The sequence below is a fragment of the Aquisphaera insulae genome (genome assembly GCF_011064615.1).
Lineage (GTDB): Bacteria > Planctomycetota > Planctomycetia > Isosphaerales > Isosphaeraceae > Aquisphaera > Aquisphaera insulae.
The window spans coordinates 19,399-38,993 of sequence record NZ_JAALJH010000085.1; the positions used below are offsets into that span (position 1 = coordinate 19,399).

A 19,595-nucleotide genomic window follows, 5' to 3' on the forward strand; every position below is an offset into this window, starting at 1 on the left:
AGCAGGAGGCTCCTCATGCCCAAGACACCCGGACGGATCATCCTTGTCTGCCTCGCGACCGCGTCTCTGGTGATCGCGACCGTGTCGTCCGCCGGGGCGCAGGACCACGAACCAGTCCGCGTGCCGCCCCCCTCGGGACGTCTCGCCGGCCTCGGGTTCTCCTCGGCAGCGTCTACCCCGGATGCGTCCTCGTCGGCCTCGAGCCGCGGGAGCTGGTGGCTGGGGACCTCCGGCATCGCCCTGGCCCTCGCCGCCTGCGGTGCCGCCGCGGTCGCGGCTCGCCGGTATCGGCCGCCGGGATCGACGGCCGCGGTCGGCGTCGTCGGCAAGGTGAGCCTCTCCCCCAGGCATTCCATCGTCCTCGTCCGGGCCGGCTCGCGCGTCCTCCTGGTGGGCACCGGTCCCCAGGGCGCGCCGTCGCTGCTCGGCGAGCTCGAGGGCGAGGCGATCGACCCGACCGGGGACACTCCGCACCGACCGGGAGGCGACGAATGACCGATCCGGAACGCCCTCCTCGTCGCCACGCCCTGGCCGCCGGACTGGCCGCGCTGGTGATCCTCGCCGCCGGCGGGGGGGCGTCGTCCGCCCAGTCCCCTGGCGACCCCGACGAACGCCCCTCGATCTACGGCTTCGACCGGCCGAAGTTCGATGCCGAGGTCCTCAAGGCCGAGGCCGAGGCCGTCCACCCCGCTCCGCCGAACGCGCCGCCGGCCTCGGTGTCGAGTCCGCCCGCGAGCGAGGAGCCGGCCTCGCCGCGGTCCTCGCCGCTCCCCGACGCCAGGGATGCGATGCGGACGGCGTCCACGATGGCCCTCTACGGGGTCATCTGGCTGGCCCCCATGGGCGTCCTGATGCTCACGGCCTTCGTCCGGATCGAGATCGTCCTGGTCCTCCTCCGGCAGGCGATGGGGAGCCCGCAGGTCCCCAGCAACCAGGTGCTCATGGTCCTGTCTCTGCTGCTGACGGCGCTCGTGATGCGGCCGGTCGGCGAGCGGGTTTACCACGAGGCCGTCGTCCCCTTCCAGGCGGGCAAGTCCACGCCAACCGAGGCCTGGAAGGCCGGCTCCGCGCCGATCAAGGGATTCATGGTGGACCAGATCGTGAGGACGAAGCACACCGATTATCTGTGGACCCTCTATCATCACGCATATCCCCCGTCACCCGGACGGGTCGAGCCCCAGTACGGCCACGAGTTCCCGTTCCGGGTCGTCGCGCCGGCGTATCTGCTCAGCGAGCTGACCACCGCGCTGGTCATGGGCTTCTACCTCTACCTGCCGTTCCTGGTGATCGACCTGGCGGTCTCCGCCGTGCTGGCGGCGATGGGCCTGTACATGCTGCCGCCGACCCTCGTCGCCATGCCCGTGAAGATGATCGTCTTCGTGCTCGCCGACGGCTGGCTCCTCGTCTCGAGCATGCTCCTGTCGAGCTTCGCCGGCCCGTCCGGATAGGATGGAGAAAGGGTCGACCATGGATCTGAGTCATGTGATCGACTGGACGCGCGAGGCGCTGCGGATGAGCCTCCTGCTGGGCGGCCCGCTGCTCGCCGCGGCGCTCGTCGTGGGCCTGGCCGTGAACATCCTCCAAACGCTCACCCAGTTGCACGAGCCGGTCGTCGGCCTGGTCCCGCGGCTGGCGGCCGTGCTGCTGGTGCTGCTGCTGATCCTGCCCTGGATGGTGGGCCGCTGGATCGAGTTCACCACCGACCTCATCGGCCGCATCCCCTATCTGATGTAAACCTTAGACGAAACCCGGGGGCGCAGGGGACGCGGGGGAGAAGGGCAGGGGATTTTTTGGGGGGGGCGTTGGACGCCATCTCGCTGGACGCGAACTGGATTGGCCTGCACGGTCCCGCCGGGATCCTGATCGTGGCGCGGGTCGCGGGCCTCTGCGCGACGGCCCCGCTGACGGCGATATCGGGCGTGGACGTGCGGTTCAAGCTCCTGCTCGCGGTGATGCTCGGCGTCGTCCTGATCCCGGTCCTCGAGCCGACGATCGGCCCGACGCCGACCGGTCCGGCCCTGGCGTGGGCGGCGATCCTGGAGGCCGTGTTCGGCGCCCTGCTCGGGCTCTCCGCCGGGCTCATCGTGGCCGGTGCCCGTCAGGCCGGCGATCTCGTCGCGGCCCAGGCGGGACTGTCCGCGGCGACGCTCTTCAATCCGGAGACGGGGGAGGAGTCCTCCGCGCTCGGGCATCTCTACGGCCTGATCGCGCTGGGCGTCTTCCTGGGGATGCAGGGCCCGCTCGTCCTGGTCGCGGCGGTCGCGGAGAGCTATCGCGTCGTCCCGGCCGGCGGCTTCCTCCTCGATGCGGCCTCGGCCTCTCAGGTCTTCGCCCAGGTGGGCGGAGCCCTTGCGCTGTCGCTCCGCGCCGCCGCCCCCGCGGCGATCGCGCTGGCGATCGCCGGCCTGGCCATGGGCTGGATCGGCCGGCTCGCCCCCGCGATACCCGTGCTGGCGATGTCCCTGCCGCTCCGATCGCTCCTGGGAATCGTCCTCGTCATCCTGTCACTTGGGGCACTCGTCGCCACGCTTTCGCAGGCATGGGCCGGCTGGCCGTGGGGAGGCGGTGGATCATGATGAAAAACATGGACATCCAGTTCATTCCAAAATTCTCTGGTTCTCTCTCCTCATCCCGTTTGCCTTCCGAATTTTCCTGGACAGGGCGGTCACGGTGCGTCCGCGCTGCGCTTGACACACCCTACAAAAGAACCTTCCCCGTTCCCTCTTCTCTTCCCCTTCTTCTCCGTGTCCTCTGTGCCTCTGTGGTTCGTTCCCCGGGTTTTTCCTGATGTCCGAAGATCGCACCCAGCCCGCGTCGACGCGTCGTCGCCAGCTCGCCCGCGAGCAGGGCCAGGTCGCGCACAGCCCCGAGCTGACGGCCGCGGCCGGCTGGCTGGTGGCGGTCGTCCTGCTGGGCTCGTGGGGTGGTGAGCTCGTTCGGAGCCTGGCGACCCTGACTCGCCGTCCGCTGCACGCGGTGCCGATCGCGGCGGACGCCGTGCAGCTCGTGGCCGACCTGCGGGCCGCCGCGGCGGCGATCGCGGCGCCGCTGGCGGTCCTCATGATGGGGTTTGCCCTCGGTGCCGTGGCCGCCCATCAGGCCCAGGTGCGGGGATTGTGGGCCCCCTCGCTGCTGGCCCCCGATCTCTCGCGGCTCTGGTCCGTGGGCCGCGGCGGCGGGCTCGGCGCGGGGCTCGAGCGGATCGCCTGGGCGACGGTCAAGGCGGTGGTCCTGGTGGCGGTCTCGGCCTGGGCGATCCGGTCCGAGTGGGTCGAGCTGCGGCGGCTTGGACTGCTGGACTCCGCGACCCTCGCCTCGGCGTCGGGACGAGTGATCCTCTGGCCGCTCGGGGTGCTCGCCGCGGTGATGGTCGCCGTCGGCCTGGCGGACCTGGGTTTGAAGATGGCCCGGTTCGAGGCGATGTTGCGGACCACGCCCGATGAACATCGCGAGGACCAGAAGGCGCTGGAAGGGGACCTCTCCCTGCGGGCGAGGCGCCGACGGATGGCGCGGGCCTGGCGCGGCGACGCCCCCGAGCTGCTGGCCGGCGCCACGCTGATCGTCACGGGTGCCAACGGCCTGACCATCATCCTCGGCGGCGGCCCGCCCCCCCGCCGCGTGAACGTCCGCTCGGCGGCCAAGGGCGCGACCGGCTTTCAGCTTCGTCTCACCAATCGCACCGCGCGGATCCCCGAGATCGAGGCACCCGCCCTGTCACTCCGACTTGGCCCCTTTGCGGCCAACGCACCCGGCGCACCGGAGTCGCTCCCCGCCGACCTGATCGCCGCCCTCGCCGACGCCTGGCCGGTCGCAGCCTCCGAAAGACGGCCTGGCGGATTGCCTTGATCCCGAGGCCGTCCTCTCGGCCGTAGGCCGGTCAGTTGACCGGGGACCGGCCGCCACTGAGGCTACTCGACGAGGCGAGGAAGAGGGATGATGGAGGCAGAGCGGATGGGATCGATTCGAGGGAGGTGAGACGATGACGAGGACGATCGGGCAGGCGGCGACGGTGAGCGCTCCGGTACGGCCGCGGCGGATGACGGTGGCGGAGTATCAGGAGCTGATCGAGTCGGGCATCATCGACGAGAAGGCGCCCGTGGTGCTGATCGAGGGGAGGATCGTCGGGAAGATGACGAAGGGGACGAGGCACAGCGCATCCGTCGGCAAGGTGAAGGACGCGATCGCCGCGGCGACGGGGCCGGGCTGGGTCGTGCGGGTCGAGGCGCCCGTCGTCCTGCCCGGCCGGGACAGCGAGCCGGAGCCGGACGTCGCCGTCGTGCGGGGCGTCCACGATGACTACGAGGGGCGCGACCCGGAGCCCGCGGACGTCGCCCTTGTCGTGGAGGTCGCGGACTCATCGCTGAAGGCCGACCGGGAGCTTTCCGAGACTTATCTGGGTGGCGGCTTGTCGGTCTACTGGATCGTGAACATCCCCGATCGCCGGCTGGAGGTCTACCGCTCTGGTGCTGAGGTCGAGGTCCTCGCCGAGGGCCAGGCCGTGGAGCTGGCGCTGGATGGGAAGCTCGTCGCCCGGATCGCCGTGGTGGACCTGTTGCCGCGGCGGCCGAAGTCGCTAACGTAGCGTGATGATGACGTCGCCCTTCGAAACCTCAGGGCGGCCGCTCCGACTTCAACCTGACGATCGGCTGCGTCAATCCGGGCGGATCACCCCACCAGAAAGGGGGTCCTCGAACCCATGGACGTCTCCACGCTCTTCTTCGTCCTCGTCTTGGCGTTCGGGATGGTCTACGCCAGCCTGGGGAACTATCTCTATCTCTTCAAGGTCCTCCCCGCACTTTCGCGCGCCGGGCTTGATGGTTCGCAGAAGCTCCTACCGTCGCAACAACTGGAGCAGATCGATCAGTATCTCGCCCGATTCCCGGCGGATGCCCCGCGACCGTGGTTCCACGGCCTGCTTTCGCATTTCCGCCTGATCTCGACCGTGCTGGTGATCCTGACGCTCCTGATCCTGTTCACGTTCATCCTGGGATCTCCCGATTTCGCGAGGCGTTAGGCGGACCGCTACACCTTTCCTCCAGCCGAGAAGCGGTCGGGAAGAAGCAACGCGTGAACTACCAAATCCGAGTGACGCCGTAGGCGTCGAACTTCTCATCCGCGCTGATAATCGGGATGCCCTCGACGATCGCCTGGGCGATGAGCAGGCCGTCGAACGGGTCCTTGTGGTGGAAGGGCATCGTGGTCAGGACGGCGGTGTGCCGAGGATCGTCGAGCACGAACCAGAGAAAGGTGTGGGTGTCGAGGAGCAGCCTCACGGCATGTAATCCTCGAGGTCCTTCAGGTGTTCGTCATCTTCCTCAAGGATCACCAGCTTCCCCTTCGCGCTGCCCGGCTGCCGGGGCTTGTGCCGTGCCGGCCCCGACTGTCCCACCAGTCTGGCGACAGTCTTCTGACCATCCGAGATGATGACCTCCTCGCCGGGGGCGAGCTGGTCGATGAGTTGGGGTAGCTTCGCCTGGGCTTCCTCGATGGTGATGGTCGTCATGATTCTCGCCTCTTAGGGCCTGGATTCCTGTGTTGATGTTCCGTCAACGACTCACAGAGGACAAGTGCAGATTGTCTTCAGGTCAGGTCTCACAGCCCATCGATCCGGATCATCTGAGCACGTACCGAATGCCGCGACCATCACGTCCCGATGAACTCCACGTACAGGCGTCCCCCGTCCCGATCCACCCAGATCCGCCGCAAGCCCTCGTTGTCGTCGAAGTAGAGCTCCGACAGCGCCTCGATCCGGTCGTGGTCCCACCAGCTTGGGAACCCGTAGCGGACCATCGTCGGCTTCTCGCCCGGGGCGGGCGTCTTCAGGCCCTTTGTCTTGATGAGCGTCTTGAGGTAAGTGTCGTCGACCGGTGAGAGGACCCAGGCGAAGCTCGGGTCCATCCCGAAACGATCGCCGTAGAAGTGCACGATCTTGACCGCCGGAGGGGGCGGGGCACCGTAGAGGCCCTGAAGCACCTCGGTCGGAGAAAGCGATCCGGAACAGCCCGAGTGAAGCAGGACTCCGACCGCGGCAAGGACGTGAAACTTCGGAACCATCGGGACGGCCCCCCGTGCGAAGACGATCGCTGGATCGCAATCCGGTTGAGCTTTGTGGTGCAAAGCTTGTTTCGTCAAGGGCGGGTGGGACGGAAAGCTGCTCGGAGGCGGGATGCCCGCGGTCAGGCTCTCCGAATTCTGAGGCCCGGCCATTCGGGTTAGACGTCGGGATTTCGCCAGTTTCGGCGGGAACAATCTTCGTGAAATCGCGACGTCTAGCGACGGAAAACGTGAAACATGGCGCACTGTCTAGAATAGGGGCATCGTGTCGCGGTGAGGATGTGCGCCGGGATCGGCCCTGAAATCCAGGAGAGTGAAGGTCTCACGATGAAGTGTGGCCTGAAGGCCCCTGATTTCTGACAACGCTCCGGCTGGCGAACGACGCGAAGAACGGGCGCCATCGCCCTGAAATTCGGGGGGTGAAGCTGGTTTTTTCTGATTTAAAGTGAATTGCACCAAAGATTTGCAGCGATATGTCGGAAATCGGCTCGCGACGAACGGACCCAATTTCGGGGCGTCCGGGTGGCTGTGGTGGGGCATCGCGGGGCGCCGTGGCCGGGGATCGAACCTTGGCCGGCGGGACGGCTTGCCTCTCCGTGGTGTCGGTGCGTTTCCCCCAGGGCAATCCCACGGCATCGTTGCGACCACGGTCGAGCACTCCTGGACCGGAACCTCGGTTTCTTGAGACGGCACCATCAAAGCCAATCCGAAAATCGATCGTAAAGTATTTTGAAATAGAAAGTTAAAGGGCTGAGCGGGGTTTCGCCCCGGCGACGATCAAAGCCAATCGGGCTCCAGGGTCGCCGCCCGGCCGCACCCCTCGCCGATTGCATGCCATTCGCTCTGGACACCTCGGGCCGGTGGCGGTATGGTCCCCGCACACTTCCGAGTCGAGCCGATTCACGGCTGCATTGAGAGACGTTGAGCGGACGAGACAGCCCGGTGCGAGCCGGGGCGAAGGCGACGCTGCCGATCCGGGCAGGGTGGGCTTGGGGAGGATCCGCAAGGATCCGCTCCCGGTGTCCTGCTGGCCCGACCATGTCGGCATCGTCGGGGGCAGGAACGCGGAGGGGGACGGATGCCAGGCACGAGTTCGAGCCCGCTCGCTTCCGGGTGGCGGCATGCCTCCGGATTCGTGATGCCGATCGTGATCGTCGGCGCCATCCTCGTGTTCGTGGTGCCGATCCCGCCGGCCGTGCTCGACGTCCTCCTCTCGGCCAACCTGACGCTCGCCGTGGTGGTCCTGCTGACCACGCTGGCGATCCGGACGCCCCAGGAATTCAGCGCCTTCCCGACCATCCTCCTGACGACGACATTGACCCGGCTGGTGCTCAACGTGGCGACGACCCGGCTGGTGTTGACCGGCGGCGGCGAGCTCGGGGTGGACGCGGCCGGCGGCGTGATCCGGTCGTTCGGCGAGTTCGTCGCGGGGGACCAGGTGCTCGTCGGCGTGATCCTGTTCTCGATCCTGGTCGTCATCCAGTTCGTCGTGATCACCCGCGGGGCCACCCGGATCAGCGAGGTCGCCGCGCGGTTCATGCTCGACGGGCTCCCCGGCCGGCAGATGGCGATCGACGCCGACCTGCACGCCGGGCTCATCGACCAGCACCAGGCCCACGAGCGCCGGGACGAGGTCTACCGCCAGGCGGATTTCTTCGGGGCGATGGACGGGGCTGGCAAGTTCGTCCGCGGCGACGCCATCGCGGGCGTCGTCATCCTGATGGTGAACATCTGCGGCGGCCTCTTCCTGGGCGTCTTCCAGTATGGGATGGGCTTCGCCGACGCGGTGAACGTCTTCACCAAGCTGACGATCGGCGACGGCCTGGTGAGCCAGGTGCCGGCGTTCCTGATCTCGCTGGCGGCCGGCCTGATCGTCACCCGGTCGTCGTCCTCCACGGACCTGGGCCGCGACGTGACCGGGCAGCTCTTCCGCGATCGGAAAGTGCTGGGAACGGCGGCCGTCTTCCTGGGGCTGCTCGCCTTCACGCCGCTGCCCAAGGCCCCGCTGCTGACGCTGGCCGGGGCCCTCGGCGCCGGGGCCGTCCTGATGGGGAGACGTGGTGGGGAGGACGTCGCGGAGGAGGCGGCGGTCGTGGACAGGCCGGGCCAGGTTCAGGGTCCCGACCGTCGCGTCGACGGGGGCCACTCGCCGATCGCCGGGCCCCGGCACGCGGCCGAGCCGTCGGGGGCCGTCGCGCCCACGTCGAGCATCGAGGGGATGGAGGACCTGCTGCACGTCGACCCGCTCGAGCTGGAGATCGGCTACCGGCTGATCGGCCTGGCGGATCCGACGCGTGGGGGCGACCTCCTGGAGCGGCTGCGGACCGTCCGCCAGCGGATGGCCCGCGAGCTCGGCCTGATCATCCCTCAGGTCCGGATCCACGACGAGATCGGGCTGACGCCGCATGAATACCGGGTGAAGATCCGGGGCGCGATCGCGGGGCAGGGGACCGCGCACGCGGGGCGGCTGCTGGCGGTGCCGCCGGCGGGGCTGGTGGACCGGCCCGACGGCCGCGACGGCATCGACCCGATCACCGGCCAGGCCGCGGTCTGGATCCACGCCGACGGCCGCGAGGTCGCGGAGCTCGCCGGCTGCCGGATCCTGGAGTCCTCGGCGGTGGTCTCGGGGCACTTCGGCGAGATCATCCGCAACCACGCCGACGAGCTGCTGACCCGCGAGCAGGTGGACCGCCTGCTCGATCGCGTCCGCGCCACGGCGCCGTCGCTGGTGGCCGAGGTCGTCCCCAGCCTGCTCCGCCCCGGCGAGCTCCAGCGGGTGCTCCAGAACCTGCTCCGGGAGCGGGTGAGCATCCGCGACCTGGAGACGATCCTCGAGACCCTGGCCGCCCACGCCGGCCGGACCCGCGACGTGGAGGTGCTCACGGAGCACGTCCGCCAGGGGCTGGCCCGACAGATCACCGAGAGCCATCGCGGCGGCGACGGCCGGCTCCGGGTGGTCACGCTCTCGAAGCCGCTGGACGTGAGGCTCTCCGAGGCCGGCGGCGAGGCCGACACCCGGCCGGCCGAGGCCCTGGGCGAGGAGATGACGCGGAGCGTCGTCCGCGCGGTGGCGATGGCGGTGGCCACGCTGGTGGACGCCGGGCTGCCGCCGGTCATCCTCACGTCGGCCGCGGCCCGCCCGGTGCTCAAGGACCTGACCCGCGCCGACCTGCCGCGGCTGGTCGTCCTCAGCCAGCGCGAGATCCCCCGGGATACGCCCGTGGAGATCCTCGGCAGCGTGATCGAGGAGGACGCGGATGACGAGGCGGAGGCCGCCCCCGGCGAGGCCACGGCCCCCGGGCGTCGGCCGTCGCCCCGCCGCGACCGCGACCGCGAGCCCGAGATCGTGACCTCCTTCTCCACGACCGAGGCCCTGGCCTGAAACCGTAACCGCGAGGTCCGTGAATGTCGACGGCGGCGAGAATCTACCGGGCACGAACGATGCGGGAGGCGCTGGCACGCGTCCGCCGGGACCTCGGCGGCGATGCCGTGATCCTCGCCTCGCGCTCGGTCCGCCGCCGCCGGATGTTCGGCCTGGGGGATCGCGAGCTGATCGAGGTGCGCGCCTCCGCGACCATGCCCTCATCGGCCGCGGCCATCGACGTCGAGACGCCGACGGCCCCGCGGGAGCCCGGGCTCCGCGACCGGTCCGCGGGCCTCTCCGCGACCGCGCAGGCGCGGCTCGGCGAGGAGCTCAGCCGGCTGCACGAGCGGGTGGACGCCCTCAGCCGGATGGGCCGGATCGACCACCTGATCCCGGACCTGCCCGGCCCCCTCGTCGGCCCTTACGCCAGGCTCATCGAGGCCGAGGTGCCCGAGGCCCTGGCCCGGCGGATCGTCGCGGCCGTCTCCGAATCGCTCGAGCCGCATCAGTTCCTGGATCCTCGGGAGGTCGACGCGGCCCTCCGCGAGGCCGTTGCACTCTGCATCCCGGTCGCCCCGCCGATCCGGGCCGTGAGGGGGACCCGCCGCGTCGTGGCCCTGGTCGGCCCGACGGGCGTGGGCAAGACGACGACGGTGGCCAAGCTCGCGGCCGACTTCAAGCTGGTCCACGGGCTGTCGGTCGGGCTGGTGACCCTGGATACCTACCGGATCGCGGCCGTCGAGCAACTCCGGACGTACGCGGAGATCATCGACGTCCCGCTCGCGGTGGCCAACGACCCCGCGGAGATGGAGCGGGCCTTCGACGAGCTCGGCGCGGTGGACATCGCCTTCATCGACACGGCCGGCCGGAGCCCGCGGGACGAGGTGAAGATCCGTGAGCTGGGCGAATTCATGGAGCGGGCGCGGCCGGACGAGGTGCACCTGGTCCTGAGCGCGGGGGCGGGCGAGCGGACGCTCCACGCCGCGGCCGAGCGGTTCTCCCGGGTGCGGGCCGATCGCCTGATTCTGACCAAGCTCGACGAGGCGGAGGGCCTGGGCGCCGCGCTCGGGCTCCTCGGCCGCTCGAACCTCCCGGTGAGCTACCTCACCACCGGCCAGGCCGTCCCCGACGACATCGAGCCGGCCGACCGCATGCGGCTGGCGAGCCTGGTCCTCGGCATGGAGGGGATCCGATGACCCGGTCGAGAGGTCGGTTGCGTAAGGGCCCCCGGAGCATGTACCGGGCGAGCGGGAATTCGGAATCCGGCTCTCCCCCTTACCAAGGGGGAGTTGGAGGGGGTGGATGGTGCTTGCCGAGGCGATCGAGGATCACCCCCCTGAATCCCCCCTTGGTAAGGGGGGAAGCAAGATGGATCACTACCCCGATCCCCTCGCCGGAAGGGAGGCGACGTGTCCGATCAGGCGGATAACCTGCGGCAGCTCGTCCGGGCCCATCGGCAATGGAAGCAGCCGGGCAGGCCGAGGCAGGCCGCCGGCACGGGCCTGCCGGCGGGGTGCCCCGGCGGCGAGCCCCGGCGCGGTAGCTGGCTCGCCCGGGCCGCGCGACGGGCCCTCGGGCTGGCCACGTGATCGGAGCAACACGAGCGGGGCCCCCGCGGCACGTCGAGGCGCGGGCTCCAGGGATTTCGCGAGCGAGGAAAGGAGGACGGACGTGGAGTTCACGATTTCTCGGTCGGGAGGGTAGTGCGGCTCAAGCGGGTTGGGACGACGATCCGATAATCGAATAGGTTGGAGTTCCCTGGATGGCGTGAGGGATCAGGGCGATCGCCGGGTGCCGGCACGGGCGGCAAGGCATCGCGGCGCGGTGGGGACGCGGCGGTTCGCCGGCGATCGGCGATCTCGCGGGCGGCCCGTCCGCTCTCCCTGGACACATGGATGTGACGCCTCACGCCCAGCCGACATGGAGGTCAGGATGTCAACCAAGGTGGATGTGGATGTGACCGAACTCTGGCGCGAGTTCAAGGAGCACCCCACCACGGAGATGCGGAACCATCTCGTCGAGCGGTATCTGCCGCTGGTCAAGTACAACGCCGAGCGGATCTGGCAGCGGCTCCCGGAGGGCGTGGACCTCGACGACTTGATCTCCGCCGGCGTCTTCGGGCTGATGGACGCCATCGACGCGTTCGACCTCACCCGCGGCGTCAAGTTCGAGACCTACTGCGTGCCCCGGATCCGGGGCGCCATGCTCGACGAGCTGCGGACCATGGACTGGGTCCCCCGCCTGGTCCGCTCCAAGGCGAGCAAGATGGAAGAGGCCCGCAAGGAGCTCGAGGCCCGCCACGGCCGGCCCCCGACCGACGTCGAGCTCGCCGAGCGGATGGGCCTCCCCATGGCCGAGTTCGAGAAGATGGCCATGGACGCCTCCGCGGTCGGCCTCATCAGCCTCAACAAGAAGTGGTATGAGACCGACGGCTACAAGGACGTCCGCGAGATCGACATCCTCGAGGACAAGAAGGGGGAGGACCCCACCCGCCGCCTCCAGCGCAAGGACCTGATGCGCATGGTGACGAAGGGGCTGAACCGCAACGAACGACTTATTATCATTCTTTACTATTATGAAGAGCTGACGATGAAGGAGATCGGGGCGACCCTCGACCTGAGCGAGTCCCGCGTCTCCCAGATGCACTCGTCGATCATCCAGCGGCTCCAGTCCCAGCTCTCTTCCCGCCGCCCCGAGTTCGGCACCTGACCTCCGGCCCGCGCCGGCCGGCTCGGGAACTCACGGGACCTCCAGACACGGCGACCCGTCGCGGCAAGTCCACCGCGACGGGCCGTCGTGTTTCGTTGCCGCCTCGCCGCGGGCCGTCGCCCCGCGGTCGCCGCTCGATGCCTTCCCCGAGCCGGGGCATGGCGGTTAGAATCAAGTCGGGCACGCCGCCCGCCGTCCGTCGCTCACCCTCTCTCCGAACGAGCATCCCGAATCCGAGGACCGGCCGATGACCTGGAATGACCGCCGTGGATCCCGATGGCTCGTCCCGCTCGCGGCCCTCGCCGCCCTCGGGATGCTCCCCTCGCGTGCCCATGCCCAGTTCGGCATGGGCTTCGGCGGCATGGGCTGGGGTATCGGCTTCAATTACGTCCCCTCGCCGACCAACCTGATCAACGAGAACGCCATGTCTCGCGCCGGGAGGGCCCAGGCCCCGGAGAGCCGGAACATCTACGCCGGCAACCCCAACGCGTACATCAACAACCTCCGCGACAACAGCTTCGTCCCGAGCTACAGCGTGTCGCGTCGACGGCCCACCACCGAGCGTGCCCCGTCGCGACCCTCGCCGGGGGACCAGGCGGTGGCCCTGGCCGGGACGCCGAATCCGGCGCCGGCCGCGCCGGTCCGCCCTCAGATCCCCCTCGCCAGCTTCTTCGACGCCACGCGTCGACTCGTCTGGCCGGAAGAGTCTCCGGTGGACGGCGACCTGAAGCCGAAACGCGACGTCTCCGACCAGGCCAGCCTGCAGGTCTTCCTGCAGACGCTCGCCCACGGGACCGCCACGCTGACCTCGGTGGCCGATGCCCGGCAGAAGCTCCTGGACTACGGCCGCCCCGCGCTGAAGGAAGTCCGCGAGAAGTCCACGCCCCGCGTCGCGGACACCTTCCACATGTTCATGCTGTCGCTGTACGACTCGCTCGGCCAGGTCGCGACCGTCGCCGATCCGTCCACGGGCGGCCCGCCGCCGATCCCCTAATGAGAGACGCCCCGGCGGCTTGCCGGGGCGCATCGAGGGATGACTGAAAACCGCGATCCGACGGGGCGTGACCTCAGCGGGCGAGCTCGCGGTCGATGACCTTCGCCAGGTTCTGGCGGACGACGTCGAGCTGGACGATGTTGCCGTCCTTGCCGATGACGACGCTCGCGGGGATGTCCACGACGCCGAAGGCCGCGGCGTAGTCCGCGTCACCCTTGCCGTTGAGGAGCGTCGGCCAGCGGACGTTGTGGTCCAGCAGGAACCGGCGGATGTTGGGCAGGATGGTCTCGGGCTTGAGCCCCTCGTCCTGGAGCGTGTCGAGGTTGATGCCGACGATCACGAGGTCCTTGCCCTGGTAGGATGCGGCCGCCTGCTGGAACTGCTCCACCTGGGCCTCGGTCGGCAGGCACCAGCTCGCCCAGAACTCGATCAGCACGACCTTCCCCTTGAGCGCGGCCAGGTCGAACGGCTTGCCGTCGAGGTCGGTGCCCCGGACCGCCGGCGCGGGCTTGCCGACCATCTCCAGCCGCTTCAGCCGTTCCGCCAGGAATTCGTGGATGACCGGCCTCGGGGAGTTCTCCAGGCAGAACTTGAAGGCCTTGATGGCGATGGGGATCTGGTCGGCATGAACAAGCCGCTGGTAGTAGGCGTCGGTGATCCCGAGGATCTCCTCCGGCGACAGGCCCGCGTCCCCCTGCTGGGCGGCCTTCGCGACCGCCTCCTTGAGGGCCGCCAGCGACGCCTCATACTCCCCGCGATCCGCCTGGGCGATGATCTTGACGAGGTGGGCCAGCGCGGAGGTGGCGTGCGACGGGCTACCTCCCTGGATCACGGCGGCGGCGGCCGGCTCGACCTCCTTGAACATGTTGGCCGCGATCGCCAGCCGGAAGAGCTCCTCGTAGGTCGCGGCGGCGAGGGCGGGCTCCTGCCGGGCCGCGAGCTTGGCCAGGCGATCGAGCCGGGTCTTCTCGATTTGCATGTATCCTCGGGCGAACTCCTCGTGGATCGCCTGGATGGTCTCCGGCTCCTGGGCCCGAACGGCCCCCGACGGCATGGCGACGGAGCAGCCGATCGCGACGACCGCCCCCCGGACGAAAGACGAACGACTCATGAAGCGATACTCCCGACGCGAGCCATCGGGGCACGAAGGCGTCGTGCCCGCCCTGATCTGTCCGTCCCGGAGATCCGGCGCCCCCAGTCTCGGAACAAGGCCACATTGTGCCATGCCGCCCCCAACAAGGGTAGTGCGCCGCCGCGACACCACGCGGATGTCTCGCCGGCACCGCACCGACCGAATCCGGATGCCGGGCCGATCGCGGCCGGCGCTTCACGGCCCCGGCGCGGGGGCCTCGGGCGACTTCAGGTAGGCGATGAGGTCGGAGGGAGGGAAGATCGCCGCAACGCCACCCGGGCCCTGGCTTGCGAGTTTTCGAACTCGCCGAGGATCCAGACCGTGCCGCCCGGACCCGGCCGGCGGAATGCGAGCTGGCCGCCATAGAGGTTCGGGGGAGTCCCGGCCTCGGCTGCGGAAAGGGTTGCGAATCGCGCCAGGAGTGGCCGGACCAATCGGCGAGACTGGCGATCTTCGAGACTATCGGCGTCGAGGACCAGTTCGCTCGGGCCCTCCGGCCCCTGGATCGCGACCGCCCCGAGGACCTCCTCCGCCAGTTGATCGACGGTCCAACCCTCACCGAGAGGGGCAGCAAGCATGTCCGCGATCGAGCTGGTTGAGATCACAGGAGGATGACCCGTTTCCTGAGGTGGCGCCATTCCGCGATCAGTTCGTCGAGGCCGCTCTCCGCCTCGAAGCGTATCTCACCGCCCCGGGCGAGGGCCGCCGCGATGGGATCGGCGTAAATCCGGTCCATGATCCATCCGGGGACTTCAAACTCCACAATAGCCGGACCCCCCTCGTCCGGGAATAGCATGTCCTTGTTACGTGCCGCGATCTCGGGCATGCCAGTGCCGCAGGAGCGACCGTCTGCAATGACCGCGGAGAGCCCTTCGGCCGTCGGAAGTCCTGTACTACCCGGTTCGCGGAATGAGGGGTCTGGCCCATGCTGCTCGATCGCGATGGCTCGCGCGGCCGTGGTTCCGTGGTGGAGGATCGTCATGGTTCCCGCGCGTGACACGCGGAGCACTCCTGGAATGACAACGCATCAGTCACGGCCCCGGCGCGGGGGCCTCGGGCGACTTCAGGTAGGCGATGAGGTCGACGAGGTCGGCGGGGGAGAGGTTCTGCTCCAGGCCGTCGGGCATCAGGGAGCGGCCGGTGGAGCGGAGGGCCTCGACATCGCCGCGGGGGATGACGTCCTCGAGGCCCTCGGCGCGGCGGAGGCGGAGGGTGGTCGGAGTCTCCTCGACGAGGAGGCCGGTGAGCATGTCGCCGCGGGCCGTGGCGACGACGACGGCCACGCCGTCCGGGGCGACCTCGCGGCTGGGGTCGAGGATCGCGACCAGGAGATCGGCGGGGGGACGGCCGGCGACGCTGAGGAGGTCCGGGCCGACCTTCGGCCCCCGACCCCCGCGGGCGTGGCAGGTCTGGCAGTTCTTGGCGAACAGGTCGCGACCCCGCGCGGGGTCGCCCGCCGCGGCCGAGACCGCCGGGGCGTACTTCGCGAGGACCGCGCGGCGGTCGGCTCCCGCGGCGGCGGGGAGCACCTCGTCCAGGCGCTTCGCGAAGGCCGGATCGGCAAGCCGCCGCAGGGCGTCGCGCGTGCCGGGATCGATCTCGGACGCGGCCAGCCGCTTCGCCGCGACCGCCTCGAGGAGCCTCGTCGCCAGCGCCGGCGAGGAGCTGAGCGCGCCCAGCAGCACGCGGCGGGTCGTCAACGCGAGGTCGTCCCAGCGCGCGAGCAGGACGTCGGCCAGCGTGGGGCCGCCGGCCGCGGCGACGGCCCGGGCCGCGGCCGACTGGAGCGTCGCCGGCTGGCCCGCGCCGACGAGGACCGGGATCAGCTCTCGCGCCGCCGGGTCGCGCGCGGCCAGCAGGGCGGCGAACGCTCGCTCGCGGGCGGGCAGGGGGGCGGCGGCGTCCCTGGCCGCGGCCGCCGCCGCCCGGCGGAGACGCTCGACGGCCTGCCGGAGGGGCAGGGGTGCGGGCTCCAGGGTGGGCCAGGCGAACGTCCTCGACGGCCCTCGCGCCTGTCCCTCGGCGATCCCTTCCAGGAGGGCGAAGCCGGCCGCCCGGTCGGGGGCGGCGGCCGCGTGCCCGAGGGCGGCGGTGACGAGCTCCGGGTCCGGGGAGGGCCCGATCATCGCGCCCAGGCGGGCCAGGAAGCCGAGCTGGGCCTCGGTCGGCCGGGCGAGCCAATCCGGCTGGCGGGTGGCCAGGATGTCCAGGAACTTGGCGGGCGAGGCCGCGATCGCCCCCAGGATCGCGGCGGCCGTCCACGGAGACTCGGCGTCGCGGGCGGCGACCCGCGCCAGGGCGTCGCGCGCGGCGTCGGTGTTGAGCCTGGCGAGGGCCACGACCGCGCGGAGGCGGACCCGCGGGTCGGCGTCGTCCGCCGCGGCGGCGAGTTCGGCCGCGAAGAGGGGCGCCCGCCCCGCCCGGACGACGACGCGGGCCGCCTGCTCGCGGACGCGAGGGCTCGGGTCGCGGAGCGTGGCCCGGAGCGTCTCGTCATCGAGCGAATCCATGCCGACGAGGGTCCAGAGGGCGTGGGCCCTTGCGACCGGGACGATCGAGGTGGTCGCCAGCCGGCGGAGGGCCGGCGCCGCGGCCTTCCCGTCCGGCCGCTCGACCAGCAGCCGCTGGGCGGTGTCCCGGTGCCAGCCGTCGGGGCTTTCGAGCAGGGCGACGAGCCCCGCCGTGTCGGCCGTGCCCGGCTTGCGGGCGGCCTCGCCGGGCTTGCTGCCGCGGGGGGCGATCCGCCAGATCCGGCCGTGCTCGAAACCCTCGCGGAAGTCGACGGCCTTCCGCTGCCCCTCCGGGACGAAGTCCGGGTGCTCCACCCAGGCCCGGCAGAAATCGGCGACGTAGAGCGCACCGTCGGGGCCGTTGGCGAGGTTCACGGGGCGGAACCAGGCGTGAGTCGAGGCCAGGAACTCGCGATCGGCTTCCCCCGGGGCGCGGCGGGCGATGAAGGTGGGGCCGTCCGGGACGAGCTTGCGACGCTGGACCAGGCTGGTGAGCGGCTCGCAGAAGAGGGCGTCGCCGCGGTAGGCGTCGCCGAGCAGGCCGCCGCGCTCGATGGTCGGGCCGCACGTGGCGTTGAAGAAGGCGACGGTCTCGGCATTGAACCGCCGCTGCGTCGGGGCGATCGAGTAGACCCGCCCGCCGTCGGCCATGTCCAGGATGTCGGCCACCGTGCGGGGGTCGGCGGCGAGGCCGAGGTCGGACGCCTCGAGGACGACGTGGCGGATGGGGACCGTGTTCCACGACGGGAATCGATCGCCCCAGTCGTCGCGGGGGAGGCCGAACTGGCTGAAGCCGGCGACGGGAAGGGCGGTGACGCCGGTCGGTTCCAGCCGGAGATCGTTGCGGGGGATCGGGACGCCTCTGGCTGGCGGATCGCCGGGCCGCCGCACGGCGCCGCCGCTTCGACCGTTGGCCAGGTAGATGTGATTGTCCATGCCCCATGTCGGGCTGTTGACGCGGAGCTGCTGGTTCCCCTCGCCGAAGCCGGTCAGCATCACGGTGCGGACGTCCGCCCGGCCGTCGCCGTTGGTGTCCTTGAAGAAGACCAGGTCGGGCGCCGCGGTGACGAGGATGCCGCCGTTCCAGGGGAGGACGCCATTGGGCCAGTGGAGGCCGTCGGCGAAGGTGGTGACGCGCTCGTATCGGCCGTCGCCGTCGCGGTCCTCCAGCCGCTTCACCCGGCCGCCGTCCGGGGAGATCGGATAGTCCGTCATCTCGACCACGTAGAGGGCCCCGTGCTCATCCCAGGCCATCGCCACCGGTGCCGAGATGTCCGGCTCGGCGGCGACCAGCTCGATCGTCAGCGCCGGGTCGGCGAGCCGCAGCGCGGCGCGAGATTCCTCGGGCGTGGGGGGCTTCTCGGCGAGGACGACGGGGGCCAGGAACAGGGGGGCCAGGGCCAGCCGGAGGCCGAGTCGGGGCATCGTGGATCCTCGTCAACGATCGCGGGAAGGGGGCTGCAATTCGCCGAGCAGCCCGACGGCCGCGTCGACGAGGATCTCGCCGGAGTCGCGGGCGACGAAGCTGTGCAGGCCGGTCCACGTCTGGTAGCCCCCCTTGTCGAATGCGGGCGCGTCGGGGACATAGCCGACGTAGTCGTTCGCCAGCTCGAAGACGAACGTGTCCCGATAGGGGGATCGGCGCTTGATCTCCTGGCCGAGCGTCGTGAAGAACTCGGCCGGGATGCCCACCAGTGCGATGTCGCCGAGGACGACCGCCTGGACCCACGTCTTGCGGTCCCGGCCCTGCTTCGGGGAGAGGACCTTGCGGCTGTTCCGGAAGACGGCGATCGTCGCCTCGTGGTAGGGGGCGGGCTGGCGCTTCGTGCAGTAGGCGACGACCTTGGCATCCTCCGCGGCCTCGTCGTAGGTCCGATACTTCAGGGTGACCTCGGCACGCTTCGCCCGGATCGTCGGCACGGGGCGAGGCGCCGCGCGGTCGAGCGCCTCGGCGACGGCGGCCTTGATGCGGAAGATGGCCTCGGGGATCTTGAGGTCGAGGTTGTGGGTCGAGCCGGAGGCGCCCTCGAAGAAGGCGAAGGTGCCGCCCCGCTCCTTCTCGAGCTCCTGGGCGGCCAGGCCGTAGAAGCTCGGCGAGCGGACGCCGGGCTTCACCGTGCCGATCGTGTGGGTCGAGTGATTGAAGAGCGTCCCCTCGAGCTTGCCGTCGGGCCGGACGAAGGCGAGGACCGGCAGGTCGGTGTCGAACGGGCCGGTCGGCCGGACGGCGTCGGCCATCGAGCCGACCCAGTAGATCGAGCCGTCGGCCAGGAGCAGGCGGCTGTTCTTGCCGACCGAGGATTCTTCCCCGCGGCGGAACTTCAGCGTCGCCGGCGCGAGCCGGTCGTTCGCCGCGACGGCCGCCTCCTCGACCTTCTTCCCCACCTGCTTCGAGAACGCCTCCTCGCGGTTGTAGCCGTGCACGGTCACCGTCGTCGGGGCGTGGTGCGTGTGGGTGCAATTGATGAGGATGTGATCGAAGGGGATGCCGGTCCTCGCCTCGATGGCCCGCGCGGCCGGGTCGAGGACGTCGCGCTCGAGCATCAGGACGTCGCACGCGACGAGGCAGGCCTTGGTCCCGTCCGCCGCACGGATCACGATCGCCGAGGCTCGGAGCTCCCCCTCCTGGCCACTGGCCTTGCCCGGCCCGATGCCGCCGCCGATGACCAGGTCGTCCGTCGCCTCGAGGACGCGGGCCGCCGCGCCCGCCTGCAGGCCATCGGCCGCGAATCCACTCGTCATAGTGATCGAGAGCGAAACTGCCCATGCCGCCAACGAGCCGATCGCCCGCCGCGTCCGTCCGCGTCGTCCGGTCATGATGATGGCCCTTTC

Annotated in this window: 19 protein-coding genes; 12 read left to right on the forward strand and 7 right to left on the reverse strand. The window is 70.3% G+C overall.

What is annotated here, in order from left to right; all coding sequences use genetic code 11:
- The first annotated feature begins 15 nt into the window (after positions 1-15).
- From G6O54_RS29910 to G6O54_RS29940, 7 genes are all read left to right on the forward strand, one after another.
- Complete coding sequence (locus G6O54_RS29910) at positions 16-495, forward strand: flagellar biosynthetic protein FliO (protein WP_165231990.1); 480 nt, start codon at positions 16-18, stop codon at positions 493-495.
- Complete coding sequence (locus G6O54_RS29915) at positions 492-1,448, forward strand: flagellar type III secretion system pore protein FliP (RefSeq protein WP_165231993.1); 957 nt, start codon at positions 492-494, stop codon at positions 1,446-1,448. Before G6O54_RS29910 ends, G6O54_RS29915 begins: the two co-directional genes overlap by 4 nt.
- Positions 1,449-1,467: 19 nt before the next feature.
- Positions 1,468-1,734 carry a flagellar biosynthetic protein FliQ gene (locus G6O54_RS29920; RefSeq protein ID WP_165231996.1) on the forward strand — a complete coding sequence of 89 codons (267 nt, stop codon included), beginning with the start codon at positions 1,468-1,470 and terminating at the stop codon, positions 1,732-1,734.
- 68 nt (positions 1,735-1,802) lie between these two features.
- Positions 1,803-2,576, forward strand: a complete 774-nt coding sequence (locus G6O54_RS29925; RefSeq protein ID WP_165231999.1) for a flagellar biosynthetic protein FliR — start codon at positions 1,803-1,805, stop codon at positions 2,574-2,576.
- Positions 2,577-2,787: 211 nt separating this feature from the next.
- Positions 2,788-3,846 (forward strand): EscU/YscU/HrcU family type III secretion system export apparatus switch protein, encoded by a 1,059-nt coding sequence (locus tag G6O54_RS29930; protein WP_165232002.1) that lies wholly within the window; start codon positions 2,788-2,790, stop codon positions 3,844-3,846.
- Between the two features lie 133 nt (positions 3,847-3,979).
- On the forward strand, positions 3,980-4,582 hold the full coding sequence (locus tag G6O54_RS29935; protein ID WP_165232005.1) for a Uma2 family endonuclease: 603 nt from the start codon (positions 3,980-3,982) through the stop codon (positions 4,580-4,582).
- Positions 4,583-4,696: 114 nt separating this feature from the next.
- Complete coding sequence (locus G6O54_RS29940) at positions 4,697-5,014, forward strand: hypothetical protein (RefSeq protein WP_165232008.1); 318 nt, start codon at positions 4,697-4,699, stop codon at positions 5,012-5,014.
- Between the two features lie 58 nt (positions 5,015-5,072).
- Here the strand turns inward: G6O54_RS29940 and G6O54_RS29945 are convergent, their stop codons facing one another.
- The 3 genes from G6O54_RS29945 to G6O54_RS29955 form a co-directional block, all read right to left on the reverse strand.
- Complete coding sequence (locus G6O54_RS29945) at positions 5,073-5,273, reverse strand: type II toxin-antitoxin system VapC family toxin (RefSeq protein ID WP_165232011.1); 201 nt, start codon at positions 5,271-5,273, stop codon at positions 5,073-5,075.
- The gene (locus G6O54_RS29950; RefSeq protein WP_165232014.1) at positions 5,270-5,503 is read right to left on the reverse strand and encodes a type II toxin-antitoxin system Phd/YefM family antitoxin; all 234 of its coding nucleotides are present in this window, start codon (positions 5,501-5,503) and stop codon (positions 5,270-5,272) included. Before G6O54_RS29950 ends, G6O54_RS29945 begins: the two co-directional genes overlap by 4 nt.
- 140 nt (positions 5,504-5,643) lie before the next feature.
- Positions 5,644-6,054, reverse strand: coding sequence for a hypothetical protein (locus G6O54_RS29955; RefSeq protein ID WP_165232017.1), 411 nt, complete (start codon positions 6,052-6,054; stop codon positions 5,644-5,646).
- A 1,078-nt stretch (positions 6,055-7,132) separates the two neighbouring features.
- On the opposite strand from G6O54_RS29955, the gene G6O54_RS29960 reads away from it, so the two are divergent.
- The 5 genes from G6O54_RS29960 to G6O54_RS29980 all read left to right on the forward strand — a co-directional run bounded on the left by G6O54_RS29960 (position 7,133) and on the right by G6O54_RS29980 (position 13,121).
- The gene (locus tag G6O54_RS29960) at positions 7,133-9,436 is read left to right on the forward strand and encodes a flagellar biosynthesis protein FlhA (protein WP_165232020.1); all 2,304 of its coding nucleotides are present in this window, start codon (positions 7,133-7,135) and stop codon (positions 9,434-9,436) included.
- Positions 9,437-9,459: 23 nt separating this feature from the next.
- A complete protein-coding gene (flhF, locus tag G6O54_RS29965; protein WP_165232023.1) occupies positions 9,460-10,614 on the forward strand; it encodes a flagellar biosynthesis GTPase FlhF in 1,155 nt (384 codons plus the stop codon).
- A 213-nt stretch (positions 10,615-10,827) separates the two neighbouring features.
- The gene (locus tag G6O54_RS29970) at positions 10,828-11,007 is read left to right on the forward strand and encodes a hypothetical protein (protein WP_165232026.1); all 180 of its coding nucleotides are present in this window, start codon (positions 10,828-10,830) and stop codon (positions 11,005-11,007) included.
- 343 nt (positions 11,008-11,350) lie between these two features.
- Complete coding sequence (locus G6O54_RS29975; protein ID WP_165232029.1) at positions 11,351-12,127, forward strand: FliA/WhiG family RNA polymerase sigma factor; 777 nt, start codon at positions 11,351-11,353, stop codon at positions 12,125-12,127.
- A 247-nt stretch (positions 12,128-12,374) separates the two neighbouring features.
- Positions 12,375-13,121 carry a hypothetical protein gene (locus tag G6O54_RS29980; protein ID WP_165232032.1) on the forward strand — a complete coding sequence of 249 codons (747 nt, stop codon included), beginning with the start codon at positions 12,375-12,377 and terminating at the stop codon, positions 13,119-13,121.
- Between the two features lie 73 nt (positions 13,122-13,194).
- Here the strand turns inward: G6O54_RS29980 and G6O54_RS29985 are convergent, their stop codons facing one another.
- The 4 genes from G6O54_RS29985 to G6O54_RS30000 form a co-directional block, all read right to left on the reverse strand.
- Entirely contained in the window at positions 13,195-14,232 is a 1,038-nt protein-coding gene (locus G6O54_RS29985) for a TlpA disulfide reductase family protein (protein ID WP_165232035.1), read from the reverse strand.
- 622 nt (positions 14,233-14,854) lie between these two features.
- Positions 14,855-15,235 (reverse strand): hypothetical protein, encoded by a 381-nt coding sequence (locus G6O54_RS29990; RefSeq protein WP_165232038.1) that lies wholly within the window; start codon positions 15,233-15,235, stop codon positions 14,855-14,857.
- A 49-nt stretch (positions 15,236-15,284) separates the two neighbouring features.
- Positions 15,285-18,188, reverse strand: a complete 2,904-nt coding sequence (locus G6O54_RS29995) for a PVC-type heme-binding CxxCH protein (protein WP_165232041.1) — start codon at positions 18,186-18,188, stop codon at positions 15,285-15,287.
- A 12-nt stretch (positions 18,189-18,200) separates the two neighbouring features.
- Complete coding sequence (locus G6O54_RS30000; protein WP_165232044.1) at positions 18,201-19,580, reverse strand: hypothetical protein; 1,380 nt, start codon at positions 19,578-19,580, stop codon at positions 18,201-18,203.
- Positions 19,581-19,595 lie beyond the last annotated feature (15 nt).